The 15,767-nt window shown below is 42.7% G+C and carries 30 protein-coding genes; all 30 read right to left on the reverse strand.

The features are described from left to right. Nucleotides 1-17: 17 nt before the first annotated feature. The 30 genes from AWM72_RS03070 to AWM72_RS03205 all read right to left on the reverse strand — a co-directional run bounded on the left by AWM72_RS03070 (nt 18) and on the right by AWM72_RS03205 (nt 15,750). Nucleotides 18-962 carry a DNA-directed RNA polymerase subunit alpha gene (locus AWM72_RS03070; protein WP_067972982.1) on the reverse strand — a complete coding sequence of 315 codons (945 nt, stop codon included), beginning with the start codon at nt 960-962 and terminating at the stop codon, nt 18-20. 87 nt (nt 963-1,049) lie between these two features. Next, on the reverse strand, nt 1,050-1,442 hold the full coding sequence (rpsK, locus tag AWM72_RS03075; RefSeq protein ID WP_067972985.1) for a 30S ribosomal protein S11: 393 nt from the start codon (nt 1,440-1,442) through the stop codon (nt 1,050-1,052). Nucleotides 1,443-1,474: 32 nt separating this feature from the next. Continuing rightward, nucleotides 1,475-1,840 (reverse strand): 30S ribosomal protein S13, encoded by a 366-nt coding sequence (gene rpsM, locus AWM72_RS03080; protein WP_067972988.1) that lies wholly within the window; start codon nt 1,838-1,840, stop codon nt 1,475-1,477. Between the two features lie 19 nt (nt 1,841-1,859). Beyond that, nucleotides 1,860-1,973 carry a 50S ribosomal protein L36 gene (rpmJ, locus tag AWM72_RS09175; protein ID WP_083272385.1) on the reverse strand — a complete coding sequence of 38 codons (114 nt, stop codon included), beginning with the start codon at nt 1,971-1,973 and terminating at the stop codon, nt 1,860-1,862. Nucleotides 1,974-2,000: 27 nt separating this feature from the next. Further along, on the reverse strand, nt 2,001-2,219 hold the full coding sequence (gene infA / locus AWM72_RS03085) for a translation initiation factor IF-1 (RefSeq protein ID WP_067972992.1): 219 nt from the start codon (nt 2,217-2,219) through the stop codon (nt 2,001-2,003). Between the two features lie 120 nt (nt 2,220-2,339). After that, nucleotides 2,340-2,987, reverse strand: a complete 648-nt coding sequence (locus tag AWM72_RS03090) for an adenylate kinase (RefSeq protein ID WP_067972994.1) — start codon at nt 2,985-2,987, stop codon at nt 2,340-2,342. A gap of 27 nt (nt 2,988-3,014) precedes the next feature. After that, on the reverse strand, nt 3,015-4,313 hold the full coding sequence (secY, locus tag AWM72_RS03095) for a preprotein translocase subunit SecY (protein WP_067972997.1): 1,299 nt from the start codon (nt 4,311-4,313) through the stop codon (nt 3,015-3,017). Further along, the gene (gene rplO, locus AWM72_RS03100) at nt 4,313-4,753 is read right to left on the reverse strand and encodes a 50S ribosomal protein L15 (protein ID WP_067972999.1); all 441 of its coding nucleotides are present in this window, start codon (nt 4,751-4,753) and stop codon (nt 4,313-4,315) included. Before rplO ends, secY begins: the two co-directional genes overlap by 1 nt. Before the next feature lie 33 nt (nt 4,754-4,786). Then, nucleotides 4,787-4,969: a 50S ribosomal protein L30 gene (rpmD, locus tag AWM72_RS03105; RefSeq protein ID WP_067973002.1), complete on the reverse strand. Its 183-nt coding sequence runs from the start codon at nt 4,967-4,969 to the stop codon at nt 4,787-4,789. Between the two features lie 13 nt (nt 4,970-4,982). Further along, complete coding sequence (gene rpsE / locus AWM72_RS03110) at nt 4,983-5,489, reverse strand: 30S ribosomal protein S5 (protein ID WP_067973005.1); 507 nt, start codon at nt 5,487-5,489, stop codon at nt 4,983-4,985. 20 nt (nt 5,490-5,509) lie between these two features. Beyond that, the gene (gene rplR, locus AWM72_RS03115) at nt 5,510-5,857 is read right to left on the reverse strand and encodes a 50S ribosomal protein L18 (RefSeq protein ID WP_067973008.1); all 348 of its coding nucleotides are present in this window, start codon (nt 5,855-5,857) and stop codon (nt 5,510-5,512) included. A gap of 55 nt (nt 5,858-5,912) precedes the next feature. Then, nucleotides 5,913-6,449, reverse strand: a complete 537-nt coding sequence (gene rplF, locus AWM72_RS03120) for a 50S ribosomal protein L6 (RefSeq protein WP_067973011.1) — start codon at nt 6,447-6,449, stop codon at nt 5,913-5,915. 36 nt (nt 6,450-6,485) lie between these two features. Further along, on the reverse strand, nt 6,486-6,884 hold the full coding sequence (rpsH, locus tag AWM72_RS03125; protein ID WP_067973014.1) for a 30S ribosomal protein S8: 399 nt from the start codon (nt 6,882-6,884) through the stop codon (nt 6,486-6,488). Nucleotides 6,885-6,918: 34 nt separating this feature from the next. Beyond that, nucleotides 6,919-7,104: a type Z 30S ribosomal protein S14 gene (locus AWM72_RS09180; RefSeq protein ID WP_083272384.1), complete on the reverse strand. Its 186-nt coding sequence runs from the start codon at nt 7,102-7,104 to the stop codon at nt 6,919-6,921. A gap of 18 nt (nt 7,105-7,122) precedes the next feature. Further along, nucleotides 7,123-7,665: a 50S ribosomal protein L5 gene (gene rplE / locus AWM72_RS03130; RefSeq protein WP_067973015.1), complete on the reverse strand. Its 543-nt coding sequence runs from the start codon at nt 7,663-7,665 to the stop codon at nt 7,123-7,125. 23 nt (nt 7,666-7,688) lie between these two features. After that, nucleotides 7,689-7,997 carry a 50S ribosomal protein L24 gene (rplX, locus tag AWM72_RS03135; protein WP_067973017.1) on the reverse strand — a complete coding sequence of 103 codons (309 nt, stop codon included), beginning with the start codon at nt 7,995-7,997 and terminating at the stop codon, nt 7,689-7,691. 29 nt (nt 7,998-8,026) lie between these two features. Then, nucleotides 8,027-8,395, reverse strand: a complete 369-nt coding sequence (gene rplN, locus AWM72_RS03140) for a 50S ribosomal protein L14 (protein ID WP_067973021.1) — start codon at nt 8,393-8,395, stop codon at nt 8,027-8,029. A gap of 28 nt (nt 8,396-8,423) precedes the next feature. Next, nucleotides 8,424-8,687 (reverse strand): 30S ribosomal protein S17, encoded by a 264-nt coding sequence (rpsQ, locus tag AWM72_RS03145; RefSeq protein ID WP_067973024.1) that lies wholly within the window; start codon nt 8,685-8,687, stop codon nt 8,424-8,426. Between the two features lie 28 nt (nt 8,688-8,715). Continuing rightward, nucleotides 8,716-8,913 carry a 50S ribosomal protein L29 gene (rpmC, locus tag AWM72_RS03150; RefSeq protein WP_067973027.1) on the reverse strand — a complete coding sequence of 66 codons (198 nt, stop codon included), beginning with the start codon at nt 8,911-8,913 and terminating at the stop codon, nt 8,716-8,718. Beyond that, nucleotides 8,906-9,334, reverse strand: coding sequence for a 50S ribosomal protein L16 (gene rplP, locus AWM72_RS03155; protein ID WP_067973029.1), 429 nt, complete (start codon nt 9,332-9,334; stop codon nt 8,906-8,908). The genes rpmC and rplP overlap by 8 nt, the downstream gene beginning before the upstream one ends. Nucleotide 9,335: 1 nt before the next feature. Further along, a complete protein-coding gene (gene rpsC, locus AWM72_RS03160) occupies nt 9,336-9,986 on the reverse strand; it encodes a 30S ribosomal protein S3 (protein WP_067973033.1) in 651 nt (216 codons plus the stop codon). Nucleotides 9,987-9,989: 3 nt separating this feature from the next. After that, on the reverse strand, nt 9,990-10,343 hold the full coding sequence (rplV, locus tag AWM72_RS03165; protein WP_067973036.1) for a 50S ribosomal protein L22: 354 nt from the start codon (nt 10,341-10,343) through the stop codon (nt 9,990-9,992). A gap of 21 nt (nt 10,344-10,364) precedes the next feature. Further along, entirely contained in the window at nt 10,365-10,643 is a 279-nt protein-coding gene (rpsS, locus tag AWM72_RS03170) for a 30S ribosomal protein S19 (protein WP_067973039.1), read from the reverse strand. Nucleotides 10,644-10,682: 39 nt separating this feature from the next. Beyond that, nucleotides 10,683-11,513 (reverse strand): 50S ribosomal protein L2, encoded by an 831-nt coding sequence (rplB, locus tag AWM72_RS03175; protein WP_067973042.1) that lies wholly within the window; start codon nt 11,511-11,513, stop codon nt 10,683-10,685. Between the two features lie 18 nt (nt 11,514-11,531). Next, nucleotides 11,532-11,825 carry a 50S ribosomal protein L23 gene (rplW, locus tag AWM72_RS03180; protein ID WP_067973045.1) on the reverse strand — a complete coding sequence of 98 codons (294 nt, stop codon included), beginning with the start codon at nt 11,823-11,825 and terminating at the stop codon, nt 11,532-11,534. Continuing rightward, nucleotides 11,825-12,448 carry a 50S ribosomal protein L4 gene (rplD, locus tag AWM72_RS03185; RefSeq protein ID WP_067973048.1) on the reverse strand — a complete coding sequence of 208 codons (624 nt, stop codon included), beginning with the start codon at nt 12,446-12,448 and terminating at the stop codon, nt 11,825-11,827. Before rplD ends, rplW begins: the two co-directional genes overlap by 1 nt. A 26-nt stretch (nt 12,449-12,474) precedes the next feature. Next, nucleotides 12,475-13,110: a 50S ribosomal protein L3 gene (gene rplC, locus AWM72_RS03190; RefSeq protein WP_067973051.1), complete on the reverse strand. Its 636-nt coding sequence runs from the start codon at nt 13,108-13,110 to the stop codon at nt 12,475-12,477. Nucleotides 13,111-13,187: 77 nt separating this feature from the next. Then, complete coding sequence (gene rpsJ / locus AWM72_RS03195) at nt 13,188-13,496, reverse strand: 30S ribosomal protein S10 (RefSeq protein WP_067973054.1); 309 nt, start codon at nt 13,494-13,496, stop codon at nt 13,188-13,190. Nucleotides 13,497-13,840: 344 nt separating this feature from the next. Further along, on the reverse strand, nt 13,841-15,124 hold the full coding sequence (locus AWM72_RS03200; RefSeq protein WP_067973058.1) for an NADPH-dependent oxidoreductase: 1,284 nt from the start codon (nt 15,122-15,124) through the stop codon (nt 13,841-13,843). Continuing rightward, nucleotides 15,124-15,750, reverse strand: coding sequence for an NADPH-dependent FMN reductase (locus AWM72_RS03205; RefSeq protein ID WP_067973061.1), 627 nt, complete (start codon nt 15,748-15,750; stop codon nt 15,124-15,126). Before AWM72_RS03205 ends, AWM72_RS03200 begins: the two co-directional genes overlap by 1 nt. Nucleotides 15,751-15,767: the final 17 nt, after the last annotated feature.

Genomic DNA, 15,767 nt, shown 5'->3' on the forward strand with positions numbered 1-15,767 from the left:
CCTCCTTCACTTTATAATTAATCTTCTTGGCGCAAGCTTAAATCGAGGGCAGCCAACTTATTCTTGACTTCATCGAGTGACTTACGGCCTAAGTTACGAACTTTCATCATTTCTTGTTCAGTTCGGTCAGTTAATTCATCCACAGTATTGATACCTGCACGTTTCAAACAGTTGTATGAGCGAACAGAAAGATCCAATTCTTCGATTGACATTTCGAGCATTTTTTCTTTCTGAGTTTCTTCTTTTTCGACCATGATTTCAGCAGATTTTGCTTCATTGGTCATATCAACGAAGATCGCCAAGTGTTCCGTTAGAATCTTAGCAGCTAAACTCAACGCTTCATGAGGGGCTATCGTCCCGTCAGTCCAGATATCATAAGTCAACTTATCGAACTGGTTAATTTCACCAATACGGATATTTTCAACTTGGTAGTTAACTTTTTCGATTGGTGTGTAGATTGAATCTACTGGAATTACGCCAATTGGCATATTTTCTGATTTGTTATGTTCAGAGCGAACAAAACCACGACCATTTTGAACATTCATCAGCATATGGAAACGGGCTCCATCTTCGAGGCTGCAAATGTGCAAGTCTGGATTCATGATATCAAAATCAGCATCGGCCGTAATATCCGCTGCAGTGACCTCTGCTGGGCCAACTACATCAATTTCGACTTGTTTTTCTTCAACATCATAAAGTTTCAAGGAAAGCTTCTTGATGTTCAATACAATTTGAGTGACATCTTCGCGGACACCTGGGATTGTAGAATATTCATGTAAAACATCATCAATCTGAACTGATGTTACCGCTGTACCAGGCAATGATGAGAGTAAAATACGACGCAGGGAATTGCCTAAGGTTGTTCCGTAACCACGTTCTAATGGTTCAATCGCAAATTTACCAAATTTGTTATCATCGCTGATCTCAATCGTTTCAATAGTTGGTTTTTCAATTTCGATCATAATCTACAAGTATTCCCCTTTCAAAACGTGAATTTTGCACCACTACTGCTTCCAAAAAGTTTTCGGCAAGCTGTTTGAAAAACAGTACTATACACGACGACGTTTTGGAGGACGGCAACCGTTGTGTGGGATTGGGGTTACGTCACGAATTGAGGTAACTTCCAAACCAGCAGCTTGTAAAGCACGAATTGCAGATTCACGACCAGGTCCTGGGCCTTTAACAGATACTTCAACAGTCTTCATGCCTTGGTCCATAGCAGTCTTAGAAGCAGCTTCTGAAGCCATTTGGGCAGCATAAGGTGTTGATTTACGGGAACCCTTGAAACCAAGTGCACCTGCGGATGACCATGAAATTGCATTACCATGTTCATCAGTAATCATAACAATAGTATTATTGAAAGTTGAGTGGATATGAGCAACACCAACTTCAACATTCTTTTTCACGCGACGTTTACGTGTTTGACGTTTTGCTTTAGCCATTTGATTAACTTGCCTCCTTTACTTTAAATTAATTATTTCTTCTTACCTGGGATCGCTACACCGCGACCTTTACGGGTACGAGCATTGTTCTTAGTATTTTGACCGCGAACTGGTAGGTTACGACGGTGACGCATACCACGGTAGGAACCGATTTCTTGTAAACGTTTGATGTCCATGTTGACATCACGACGTAAGTCACCTTCAACCTTGATCTTATCAACTTCTGCACGAATCTTATCTAATTCATCATTGCTTAAATCATTCACACGGATATCTTCAGAAACGCCAGCATCAGCTAAGATCTTTTTAGCTGTTGTGTTCCCGATCCCATAAATGTAAGTTAAGGCAATGACAATACGTTTGTTACGTGGAATATCTACACCTGCAATACGAGCCATTCGATTGGCACCTCCTTTATTAACCTTGGCGTTGTTTATGTTTAGGGTTTTGGCAAATTACCATGACTTTGCCATTACGACGAATCACTTTGCATTTGTCGCAAATTGGTTTAACAGACGCTCTAACTTTCACGATTGACCTCCTTATATCATTTAGAAATTACTTGAAACGATATGTAATCCGTCCCTTGGTCAGATCATATGGAGACATTTCGACTTTTACACGGTCACCCGGTAGAATTCGAATATAATTCACACGAATCTTCCCAGACACATGGGCAAGAATCTCTACGCCGTTTTCAAGTTCGACTTTGAACATTGCATTAGGTAAAGTCTCAGTGACTGTACCTTCTACTTCGATCATATCTTCTTTAGACACTATATTTCCTCCTCGTTACACATATGTGCGACACGACAACATGAAGAAAAACTCATCTCAAAAGTTCTCAATAGGATTAACCTGAACATTATACCATTAAAGAACATCTAATGCAAGACTTTATTCAATGATCTTTTTGATTTCGTTAAAGACATTATCGATTCCGATGTCACCAGGCACCCGGTAAACCTTACCTTGACTTTCGTAGAAGTCGAGGATTGGGGCTTGTTGCTCTTGGTTAACTTCGATCCGATTCTTAACCACTTCAGCCTTATCATCGTCGCGGGTATAGAATTCTTCTGCCCCACAGCGATCACAGACGCCTTCTTCTTTCGGAGGGTTAAAGTTGACATTGAAGGTTGCCCCACAATTGCCACAGATAATCCGACCACTTAGGCGTTTTTCTAGGACTTCAGGATCAACATCGATATAAATGACAGCATCAATGGTCTTGTTAATGTCTTCCAGGATTTCTTCCAAGGCCTTAGCTTGGTTGAGCGTCCGTGGGAAGCCATCTAACATGAAACCCTTAGCTTCTGTGTCTGCTTGTTGTAAACGTTCTTTAACAATCCCATTCGTTACTTCATCTGGCACAAGGCCACCCTTGTCCATGTATGATTTAGCTTCTTTACCGAGTGGGGTTTGGTCTTTGATGGCTTGACGGAACATATCTCCTGTTGAAATATGTGGAATGTCATAAGTTGCCACAATTTTTTCTGCTTGGGTACCCTTACCAGCACCTGGCAGCCCCATCAAAATAATATTCATTTCCATCCTCCGAACTTCAATTCTTGACTAGCGAATAAAGCCTACATAGCGACGCTTGATTAAGCGACCTTCAATTTGTTTAGCTGTATCGAGTGCGACACCGACAACGATGAGTAAACTTGTCCCTCCAAGACCAATCGTTCGTGGAAGATCAAAGAAATAGGACCCCATTAGAGGTAGGATGGCAATCATCATTAAGAATAATGAGCCCACACTGCTTAAACGATTGAGCATCTTGGAAATATAACGTTCTGTTGGTAAACCAGGACGCACACTAGGGATATAAGCGCCTGATTTTTGGAAGTTCTCGGCAACGCGTTCAGGATTAATTTGGATATGCGCATAGAAGAATGTAAAGAGTACAATCGTTACCGCATATATGGTCATCCCGATTGGTTGTTCGAGATTAAAGACTGTCTCTGCTGTTTTGAACCAAGCGGCATCTGAGAACTGGGCCGACAAGAGGCTGAGAACCGTTTGTGGCACCATGATGATGGAGCTGGCAAAGATAACTGGAATAACCCCGGCTGAGTTAATCTTCAGCGGCATATGGGATTGTTCCACTACTGTGCTCGCCCGTTTGGAATAGCGTACCGGAATACGCCGTTCAGCTTGGTTGACGTAAACAACTAAGATAATTAGAAGTAATGCAACAAGGGCAAAAATACCCCCAAAGATGGCATTTTGAGTGAGCTGAGCTTGGTCAGTCACATCAATTAAGCCTTTCTTAACAGCGGTGAGGACTTCGCCGGGAATCCGAGCAACAATCCCCGAGAAGATAATCAGAGAAACCCCATTCCCGATACCGAATTGGGTGATTTGCTCCCCGATCCATACAACGAGCATGGACCCAGCTGTCATGACCAAGGCAATAATGCAGTAAGTGAGCATTCCTGGATCCTTGATCAGGCCGAATTGCGAGAGGGAGTTAAAGCCAACCGAAATCGCAATGGCTTGGAAGAAAGAAACAAGAACAGAGAGATAGCGTGTCCACTTATTCAGCTTACGCCGTCCCACTTCACCTTGTTTCGACCATTCTGTAAAGGCTGGCACAATGTCCATCTGCAAAAGCTGTACCACAATCTGAGCCGTGATATAAGGGGAGACCCCTAAGGAAAAGATTGAGTAGTTGTGCAAGGCCCCGCCGCCAAAGGTATTCAACAGACCAAAGAGCCCTGAATTAACGAGCGTATTTATCGCTTGTGCATTCACACCTGGAACTGTTATATGTGTCCCGAGACGGAACACAATTAACATTCCCAAAGTAAAGAGGATGCGACTTCTAACGTCTTTATCCTGAAATACAGCTTTCAGAGTAGTGAACATTAGATCACCTCGATTGTGCCCCCAGCTGCTTCAATTGCTTCTTTAGCTGTAGCTGAGAATTTAGCTGCTTTAACGGTTAGTTTGCGTTCTAATTCACCAGCACCTAAAACTTTAATAGCTTTCTTGGTATTCTTAACAAGACCAGCTTCAACTAAAGCTTCTGGCGTTACTTCAGCCCCATCTTCAAAAACGTTTAAATCGTCGATATTAACGATGGCGTATTCTTTGCGGTTAATGTTTGTAAAACCACGTTTAGGGATACGACGGTACAATGGGGTTTGCCCACCTTCAAAACCTAAACGTACTTTACCGCCTGAACGAGCTTTTTGACCTTTTTGGCCGCGACCTGAAGTCTTACCGTTACCTGATCCAGACCCACGTCCTAAACGGTTACGGACATGACGTGATCCTTCACTTGCTTTTAACTCGTGTAATTTCATAATCTTCAAGGCACCTCCTTATTTCTTATTGTATTATTTTACTTCTTTAACTTCAACTAAATGGGCAATCTTCTTGATCATTCCGTCGATTGCTGCATTTGTTTCTTTTTCAACTGTGCGACCAGTCCGGGTTAGGCCCAGTGCTTCACAGGTTTTGATTTGGTCAACTGGACGACCGATAACACTGCGTTTTAAAGTTATTTGAACTTTTGCCATGTTGTAAGCCTCCTTAACCTAAAATTTCTTCGACTGACTTACCACGTAATTCAGCGATTTCTTCAGGAGATTTCAATTCTTTAAGCCCTTGGATGGTTGCACGCACAATGTTAATTGGAGTGTTTGATCCGAGTGACTTAGAAGTGATATCTGCAATACCTGCTAATTCGACAACGGCACGAACTGGACCACCAGCAGCAACCCCCGAACCATTCTTAGCTGGTTTCAAGAGGACTTTGCCCCCGTTAAAAATACCTAATACTTCATGAGGGATAGTGGTTCCTGCGCGAGGAACTTCGATCATGTTCTTCTTAGCAGCTTCAACCGCTTTACGGATTGCTTCAGGAACTTCAGCAGCCTTACCTGTACCGAATCCAACGTGTCCATCTTTGTCGCCTACTACTACAAGCGCGGAGAAGTTCATGCGACGGCCACCTTTAACTACTTTAGTGACACGATTGATAGCAACAACGCGATCTTCGATTTCACGGTCGTTAACTTGTACAAATTTGTTTGTCATGTTATGGCTTCCTCCTTTTCCTAAAATTCTAGTCCGTTTTCACGTGCAGCGTCAGCTAAAGCTTGTACGCGGCCATGATATTGGTAACCGCCACGGTCAAAGACAACGGTTTTGACATTTTGTTCAGATGCAGCTTGGGCAATTTTCTTACCAACGGCTGCAGCTTTTTCAACTTTTGTCCCAGTTTCTTCACCATCAGAGGCACTTGCAAGCGTAACACCCGCTACGTCATCAATTAATTGAGCGTAGATGTGTTTATTTGAGCGGAAAACGCTCAAGCGTGGGCACTCTGCTGTTCCAGAAATGTGACGACGTACACGTGCGTGACGTTTTTTACGTAAGACATTTTTATCTGGTTTGCTAATCAAAATGGTTCACCTCTTATTTTCTACTTTAATTTGATAGGTAAGGATAATCCTAAGATTATTTACCGGTTTTACCTTCTTTGCGGATAATGTGTTCGTCAGAGTAACGTACCCCTTTACCTTTGTAAGGTTCTGGACGACGAATTTCACGAACGTTAGCGGCGAATTGGCCTACTAAGTCTTTATCTGCACCTGAAATGTTAATTTCAGTATTTGATGGTAAATCAACTTCGATGCCTTCAGGAATGTCAAACTCTGCTGGGTGGGAAAGACCAACGCTCAGCGTTAATTTGTTACCTTGGGCTTGTGCACGGTAACCTACCCCTTGTAAGAGTAAGGTTTTCTTGAAACCTTCGCTAACCCCTAGAACCATGTTATTAACTAAAGCACGAGTTGTCCCGTGTAAAGCGCGAACATTCTTTTGGTTGTTAGGACGTTCGAAAGTGATTTCGTTTTCTTCTACATTGATTGTAATTTGTGGATCGAATGTACGAGTTAGTTCACCTTTAGGGCCTTTAACGGTTAAAGTGTGGTCTTGTACATCGATGGTTACGTTACTAGGAATTGTTACTGGTTTATTACCAACACGACTCATCTAGACTGCACCTCTTTCAATTTTATTTTTTAGGGCCTACCATACGTAAGCTAAGACTTCGCCACCAACGTTTTTAGCGCGAGCTTCTTTATCAGTGATAACACCTTCAGAAGTTGAAATGATGGCAATTCCTAAACCGTTCAAGACTTTAGGGACTTCATCAGTTTTCGCATATACACGTAAACCTGGTTTAGAAATACGTTTTAAGTTTGTGATAACACGTTCGTTATTCTTACCATATTTCATGAAGACACGGATGATACCTTGCTTGTCATCTTCAATGACTTCGAAATCTTTGATGTAACCTTCTTCTTTAAGAATCTTTGTGATTGCAACTTTCATTGCTGATGCTGGAACTTCAAAAGACTCGTGGCGTACCATATTAGCGTTACGCACGCGTGTTAAGAAATCAGCGATTGGATCTGTCATGACCATTACCTGTTCACCCTCCTTTACTTATTACTCTCGATTACCAACTAGCTTTTCTGACACCAGGAATTTGTCCTTTATAGGCAAGTTCACGGAGGCAGATACGGCATAACTTGAATTTACGGTAAACAGAGTGTGGACGGCCGCAGCGTTCGCAGCGTGTGTATTCTTGTGTTGAATATTTTGCTTTGCGTTTATTTTTCGCAATCATTGATTTTTTAGCCAAATCGATTCCCTCCTCCTATTATTTTTGGAACGGCATTCCAATTTGAGTTAATAACTCTTTTGATTCTTCATCAGTGTTCGCAGTTGTAACGATAACGATATCCATCCCGCGTACTTTGTCAACGTTGTCAAAGTCGATTTCAGGGAAGATTAATTGTTCACGGATACCTAAAGTGTAGTTCCCACGGCCATCGAATGAACGTTTGCTGATCCCGCGGAAGTCACGTACACGTGGCAATGAAACAGTGATTAACTTGTCTAAGAAGTCATACATGCGTTCACCACGTAGGGTTACTTTTGCACCGATAGGCATTCCTTCACGTAAGCGGAAGCCAGCGATTGATTTCTTAGCGTGAGTAATAACTGGTTTTTGACCTGAAATTAAAGTTAACTCTTCAACTGCTTTGTCTAAGTTCTTAGAGTTGGTTACAGCGTCACCAACACCCATGTTGATCACAATTTTGTCAATCTTAGGGGTTTGCATTGGAGAGCTATAATTAAATTTTTCAATTAATGCTGGTACGATCTCGTTTGAGTATTTTTCTTTTAAACGATTAGTCATGTTCTATTGTCCTCCTTCCCGTATTAGTCAATTACTTCGCCAGATTTACGAGCTACACGTACACGTTTGCCATCTTTTTCTTCGATACCTACGCGTGTTTTTTCGCCCGTTTTTGGATCTACTAATTGAACGTTAGAAACATGGATTGGCGCTTCTTCTTCCACAATACCGCCTTGTGGGTTAACTTGTGAAGGTTTTTGGTGTTTCTTAACAATGTTTACGCCTTCGACAATGACTTTATCTTGTTTTGGTAAAGTTTGCTTAACAGTTGCTTGCGTTCCTTTATCTTTACCTGCAATCACAATTACAGTATCACCTGTTTTAATACGCATCGATGGGCACCTCCTTTTTGATCTATTTATTATAATACTTCCGGAGCTAGGGAAACAATCTTCATGAAATTGTTTTCGCGCAATTCCCGAGCAACTGGGCCAAAGATACGTGTACCACGAGGTGTCTTGTCGTCGCGGATAATCACGCATGCATTTTCGTCAAACTTGATGTATGAACCATCTGCACGGCGAGCCCCGCTCTTGCTACGAACGATAACAGCTTTGACAACGTCACCCTTCTTAACAACGCCACCTGGTGTAGCGTTCTTCACTGAACAAACTACGACGTCACCAATATTAGCGGTTTTACGGCCTGATCCGCCGAGTACACTAATAGTTAAAACTTCACGAGCGCCTGAGTTATCAGCCACTTTCATACGAGTTTCTGTTTGAATCATCCTAAAGTATCCTCCTTCCAGTTAATTGTTAAATGATAACTGATTCTTCAACGATTTCAACAAGACGGAAGTGCTTATCTTTGGATAATGGACGTGTTTCCATAATTCGTACAATATCACCCATTTTTGCTGAATTGTTTTCATCATGTGCTTTATATTTCTTAGAGTATTTAATACGTTTTCCATAAGTTGGATGGAATTTAAAAGTATCTACTTGGACAACAATGGTCTTTTCCATTTTGTCAGAAACGACACGTCCTTGGTATACTTTACGATTTTTACGTTCTGCCATACTACTGGGTTCCCTCCTTCACTGATGATTACTTAGCTAATTCTTCCTGGCGTAGAGCAGTTTTAATACGAGCAATTTCTTTGCGCACTTGTTTGATGCGTGCTGTATTTTCTAACTGACCTGTTGCCAATTGGAATCTGAGATTGAACAACTCTTGTCTGTATTCTTTTTCCTTTGCTTCAAGTTCAGCAGCGGATAAATTTTTAATTTCTTCAAATTTAGTCATTCAGTTCACCACCAATTTCACGTTTTACGATTTTGCAACGAACTGGTAATTTATGCATTGCTAAACGAAGCGCTTCTTTTGCTACTTCTTCAGGAACGCCACCTACTTCGAACATGATTTTCCCACGTTTAACGGGAGCAACCCATCCTTCAGGAGCACCTTTACCAGAACCCATCCGAACACCAATAGCTTTTGCGGTATATGATTTATGAGGGAAGATTTTGATCCAAACTTTCCCGCCACGTTTCATGAAACGTGTCATGGCGATACGCGCAGATTCAATTTGACGGTTAGTAATCCATTTTGAATCTAAGGCTTGTAGACCGTATTCGCCGTAAGCAATTTCTTTTCCGCCTTTAGCTTCGCCGCGCATTTTACCGCGGAATTCACGTCTATGTTTTACACGTTTTGGTACTAACATGCTATTCCTCCTCTTGATTATTTACTGTAGGAAGGACTTCACCACGACAAATCCATACTTTGACACCGATCTTACCGTAAGTTGTATCTGCTTCTTCCCATGCATAGTCAATATCTGCACGTAAAGTATGTAATGGAACAGTTCCTTCGTCAGTTGTTTCTGAACGCGCCATATCTGCACCGTTTAAACGGCCGGAAACCATAACTTTGATCCCTTGAGCGCCAGCTTTCATTGTACGTTGAACAGCTTGTTTTTGCGCACGGCGGAAGGCCACACGGTTTTCAAGTTGTTCGCAAATATTCTTAGCAACTAAGCGTGCATCTAAGTCTGGGTTCTTGATTTCAACCACATTGATGTGTACACGTTTACCTGTTAAGTTATTTAAGCTCTTACGTAAAGCATCAACTTCTGAACCACCTTTACCGATAACCATACCTGGTTTAGCAGTGTGGATGTTCACGTTAACCTTGTTAGCTGCACGTTCGATTTCTACGTTGGAAACTGAAGCTTCGCTAAGGGCTTTGTCGATGTATTCACGGATGCTTAAGTCTTCATGCAAAGTATCTGCGTAATCTTTTTCTGCATACCAGCGTGCGTCCCAGTCTTTGATAACTCCGATACGCAAACCGGTAGGATTAATTTTTTGACCCACTAATTATTCCTCCCCTGCTTCTTTTACCACAACAGTGATGTGACTAGTACGCTTGTTAATTCTTGATGCGCCACCTTTTGCACGAGGGCGGAAACGTTTCATTGTAGGCCCTTCGTTCACATATGCTTCACTGATAAATAATTTGCTAACATCTAAGTCATAGTTGTGTTCTGCATTTGCGATTGCAGAGTTCAACACTTTCTCGATTACAGGCGATGCTGCACGAGGAGTGTTCTTTAGAATAGCAATTGCTTCGCCGACTGTCTTGTTACGGATTAAATCAATAACTAAGCGTGCTTTGCGAGCAGAGATGCGAACTGTTCTTGCAGTTGCTTTTGCAGTTGTTTGTTCTGCCATTATTTATTTCCTCCCCTCATCTTAACGACGTGTTGCTTTATCGTCTTTCGCATGTCCACGATAAGTACGTGTTGGTACAAATTCACCTAATTTGTGGCCAACCATGTCTTCTTGAATGTAAACTGGTACGTGTTTGCGTCCATCATAAACAGCGATGGTTAACCCGATGAAGTTAGGGAAAATTGTTGAACGACGTGACCAGGTTTTGATTACTGATTTTTTATCGGCATCTTGCTGTGCTTCCACTTTTTTCATTAAATGGTCGTCACAGAAAGGCCCTTTCTTAATACTACGGCTCATATATTTGGCTCCTTTCGTATCTCCTATTTAATGGAAGTGCTATTTGTTGCGACGACGAACAATAAGTTTATTGCTGCGTGCGTTCTTATCACGAGTCTTGATCCCACGAGCAGGTTTGCCCCAAGGTGTCATTTGAACCTTACGTCCGATTGGTGCACGACCTTCACCACCACCGTGAGGGTGATCGTTAGGGTTCATTACAGAACCACGAACAGTTGGGCGTTTGCCTAACCAGCGTGAGCGACCTGCTTTACCAACAGTTACTAGTTCGTGTTGTTCATTACCAACTGAACCAACTGTTGCCCGGCAAGTGCCTAAGATCATACGAACTTCGCCTGAGCTTAATTTAACTAATACGTATTTGTCTTCTTTACCCAATACTTGAGCGCTAGTCCCAGCTGCACGAACTAATTGGCCACCTTTACCTGGCTTAGTTTCGATGTTGTGGATAACAGTACCCACTGGGATAGAGCGTAATGGAAGTGCGTTACCTACTTTGATGTCGGCATTTTCACCAGACATGATGCGGGTCCCTACTTTAAGGCCCTTAGGTGCAATGATGTAGGCTTTCACACCGTCAGTGTAGTGGATTAAAGCAATGTTTGCTGAACGGTTTGGATCGTATTCGATTGCTTTAACTACACCTTCGATATCATCTTTATTACGTTTGAAGTCGATAATACGGTAAGCTTGCTTGTGGCCGCCTCCGTGGTGACGAACTGTGATGCTACCACGGTTGTTACGACCTGCGCGCTTGCTTTGTTTTTCTAAGAGTGTTTTCTCAGGAGTCGATTTGGTGATTTCTGAGAAGTCATAACCTGACATGTTACGACGACCATTAGAAGTAGCTTTATATTTTTTAATCGCCACGTTCGTTTCCTCCTATTCTTATTCTGCGTCTTCTGCGCCGAAGATTTCGATTGCGTCGCCTTCAGCTAAAGTTACGATTGCTTTACGGGTTTTACGCGTGTAACCAGCGTAACGACCCATACGTTTTAATTTACCTTTCACGTTCATGATGTTTACTTTAACAACAGTTACGTCAAAGATTTCTTCGATGGCATGTTTAACTGCTGCTTTATTGGCGTTTACATCAACTTCGAAGGTATATTTGTTTTCGTCCATGGCATCCATAGATGCTTCAGTGATGACTGGACGTTTGATAATGTCATGTGCTGTCATTATGCAAGTACCTCCTCTAGATCAGAAAGTGCAGATTGCGTAATGATAACTTTTTCGTTATTTACGAGGTCATAAACGTTCACGTTCTTTTCGTCTACAACGGTTACCTTAGCCAAGTTACGGGCAGCACGAGCTGCTTCTTGGTTGTCGGCATCGATTACGGCAAGCACTTTGCTGTCAACATTTAAGTTGTTTAATACGGCTTTGAATTCTTTAGTTTTCGCTTGTTCGAAGTTTAAAGCGTCCACAACGATTAAATTACCTTCAGCAACTTTTTGTGATAACACAGATTTAAGTGCTAAACGACGTACCTTGCGAGGTAATTTATATTGGTAAGAGCGTGGAGTTGGTCCGAATGCGCGGCCACCGCCTACCCATTGAGGAGAACGGATTGAGCCTTGACGTGCACGGCCAGTCCCTTTTTGACGCCATGGTTTACGGCCACCGCCGCTTACTTCACCACGTGATTTCACATCGTGGGTCCCTTGGCGTAAAGAAGCTTGTTGCATAATTACAACATCATAGATTGCGTTTTCGTTAGGTTCAATTGCGAACACGTTGTCGTTTAATGTGATTTCGCCTGCTTGTGAACCATCTTGTTTAAATACTGTTACATTAGCCATTCTGAAATTCCTCCCTTCCTCAATTATTAGGCTTGTGCGCTGTTAGCAGTTTTGATTTCTACTAATGATTTCTTAGCACCTGGTACGTTACCTTTAATTAAGATAGCGTTTTGGTCAACTAAGACTTTAACGATTTCTAGGTTTTGGATTGTTACGGTGTTGCCACCCATGCGGCCTGGAAGAGCTTTGCCTTTGAATACTTTAGAAGCATCAGAAGCCATACCCATTGAACCAGCTGCGCGGTGGTAATGTGAACCGTGTGACATTGGACCACGTTGTTGACCATGACGTTTGATCGCGCCTTGGAAACCTTTACCTTTAGAGGTTCCGGTTACATCGACAATGTCGCCTGCTTGGAAGATATCCACCGTTACTTCTTTACCTACTTCGTACTCTCCAAGCTCAACATTACGAAATTCGCGAATGAAGCGCTTAGGAGTAGTTTCTGCTTTTGCTACATGACCTTTTTCAGGTTTGTTAGCTAATACTTCACGTTTATCGTCGAAACCTAATTGCACTGCTTCGTAACCATCTGTTTCATTAGATTTTACTTGCAACACAACGTTAGGAGTTACTTCGACAACAGTTACAGGAACTAATTCACCTGACTCAGTGAAGTATTGCGTCATCCCTACTTTTTTACCTAAGATTCCTTTAGTCATGATTACACCTCCGTAATTTTTTTAATTTTGATAACTATATGAATGCGAAGTTATACAACTTCTCTAGGATAATGGAATTAAAGTTTAATTTCAATGTTAACGCCTGACGGTAAGTCTAATTTCATTAGCGCATCAACCGTCTTAGGTGTTGGGTTTACGATATCCACTAAACGTTTGTGGGTACGTAGTTCGAATTGTTCACGGGAATCTTTGTACTTGTGAGTCGCACGGATTACGGTGAATAATGAACGTTCAGTTGGAAGTGGAACTGGTCCAGCAACCTCTGCCCCTGTACGTTTTGCTGTTTCTACGATTTTTTGTGCTGATTGATCAAGTGCACGGTGTTCGTAAGCTTTTAAGCGGATACGAATTTTTTGTTTTGCCATGTTTGTTTCCTCCTCGTCAGTTTTTATAAATTGACTTGCTCCGCGTAAATGACCGGCCCGCCCTCTATGGCAAAGCGTCCGGGCGTGTCGCAACCTTACGCATCAAAGCTCCTCAACCCATTGATTTATATGGGTTTGCGCCCTTTCTGGTGGGCACTCGTAATATTATACAGATACTTAATGGATATTTCAAGCTTTTTCGCGATTTTTTTATATTTCTTTCTAAGACTTAAAAACCAAGTATTTGTAGGCAACGCTACCTAGTGAGTCGCAATGACTTTTGAGTGATCTAAATAAGAAAAAACCTCCCCAGTTTCCCAGGGAGGCTTAGCCCGATGATATGCTTATACTTCTGAAGCACCAGAATCAATATCCGTTTCACCACTTGCTTGTGCTTCACTAGCACCTGAAGAAAGATCGGTTGTCTCTTCACTGTCACTAGCTCCACTATCGGCATCTGAATCTTTTGCGTCGTCTGTGCCCCAAGCACCACCCATGGAAGCACCAGAATCTGCATCAGTTGAACCCACTAGCTCTTGGCCAGTTTGTTCTAAGTACCAATCAATCACAGGTTGTAAGTCGAGGACGTGTTCGTTGATCCCCCGATACTTGCCGTCTTCGTCATGCATGGCCACATAGTTGTGGACCACATAATGATCTTTGTGGATTGGCACATGGACATGGACCCCATCCAGGTTCCCTGAACGGAGTTGGGAGATGACCCAGGAAACATTCTTATAGGTCCGTGGCGGGTGAACGTTGCCTAGAGGTTTCCCAACATCCGGTTCAAAGCGAGAGGCGAACATCTCTTCACCTGGCTTGTTCCGGTTGTAATAGAGGTATTGGTTATTTTCATCCGCATAGGTTAATTCTAGAGGGATGGTTTTCAGGAACCAATTGAGTTGGTCGACTGTCAGTAGACCGCGGTCTAATTTCACATAGGTGTCCCCTGACACTGCGCCCACTTTCTCCGCTGCTTTCTCCACCCATTCTGGGTCGGTCATATCGACCCCCTCAATTGTTGTATCCGTTCCCTTCTGAGCGGTTAGGTCCTCATCTGGGAAGCTGTGGGTGTATTCCAGTGGTTTGAGGGCATCGACATACTTGATAAATTTCTTTAAGGATTCACGAAGGAAATTAGCCGTTTCTTGGTCCTTCAAGCGTCCTTCGGCATCAAAAGCTGTTTGGCAATTCCCCAAGAGGAATTCTTGACCCGGCATAACCAGGGCGTCGATGCCTGGCGCTTCTAAAATTTGACGGAGGTGGAGCTGAGACCGAGAAGTCCCCTGGTCTAAATAAGAGGCCCCCACAATCTTAACCGGCTTATTCTTAAGCGGATGAACGGTAAAGGATAGCCATTCCAATAAGCTCTTCAAGGGCCCAGGGATGGTATGGTTATGCTCTGGCACTGCGATAATTACCCCATCTGCTTGGAGAATTTTACGATTGATAGTGTGCAGAGGGCCTTCCACCATAAGTTCTGGATGGTCTTGGTTGAAGAGGGGGAGGTGTTTAATCTCTACAATTTCCAAATCAAATAGGTCATCAAATTCGGATTGAATATAATGAAGTAATTGGCGATTATATGACTTATCACCTGCTGATCCAACAATTCCTACTATTCTCATTAGGCGTCTCCTTTCTCTGCTTCATCTTGCCAGGAGAAGTTCTTCACTTCTGCCTTAACATCTGCATTATTCGCTACAAATTCATTCGTATTATCAATATATCTAAGGAAAGAATCAAACATCTCTTCCAGCTGCTTAACCTCCCCAGGATCCTTCAAAGCGCCATCTTCATCGAAGGCTTGCAAGGAGAAACCAAGTAAGAATTCTTCATTCGGCATAACACGCGACCGAATATCTGGCGAATCCAGGATCTGACGCAGGTGCATCTGAGCCCGGGAAGAGCCCAATCGACCATATGAAGCGCCAGTGATCATCACCGGTTTATCAGCCAGTGGGTATTGGTGGTAGGACAACCAGTGCAAGGCATTGGTTAGGGCTGAGGTAATCGAATGATTATACTCCGGCGTACTGATGACCACCCCATCGGCTTGGTCGATTCGCTCGCCAATCTTAAGGGCGAGTTCTGGCACCTTGCCCTCCTCATTTTTAGCAAAGAGGGGCAGACCATCGATCTCAATGATATCGAATTGGGCCTGGTCTTTGAAGTGGTCCTTCATATAGTTTAAAAGATCCCGGTTGGTTGATTGCTTCGAATTAGTGCCAACAATGGCTGCAATTTTTTTCATAACTGCCTTCCTTTCTA

The organism is Aerococcus sanguinicola, assembly GCF_001543145.1.
Taxonomy (GTDB): domain Bacteria; phylum Bacillota; class Bacilli; order Lactobacillales; family Aerococcaceae; genus Aerococcus; species Aerococcus sanguinicola.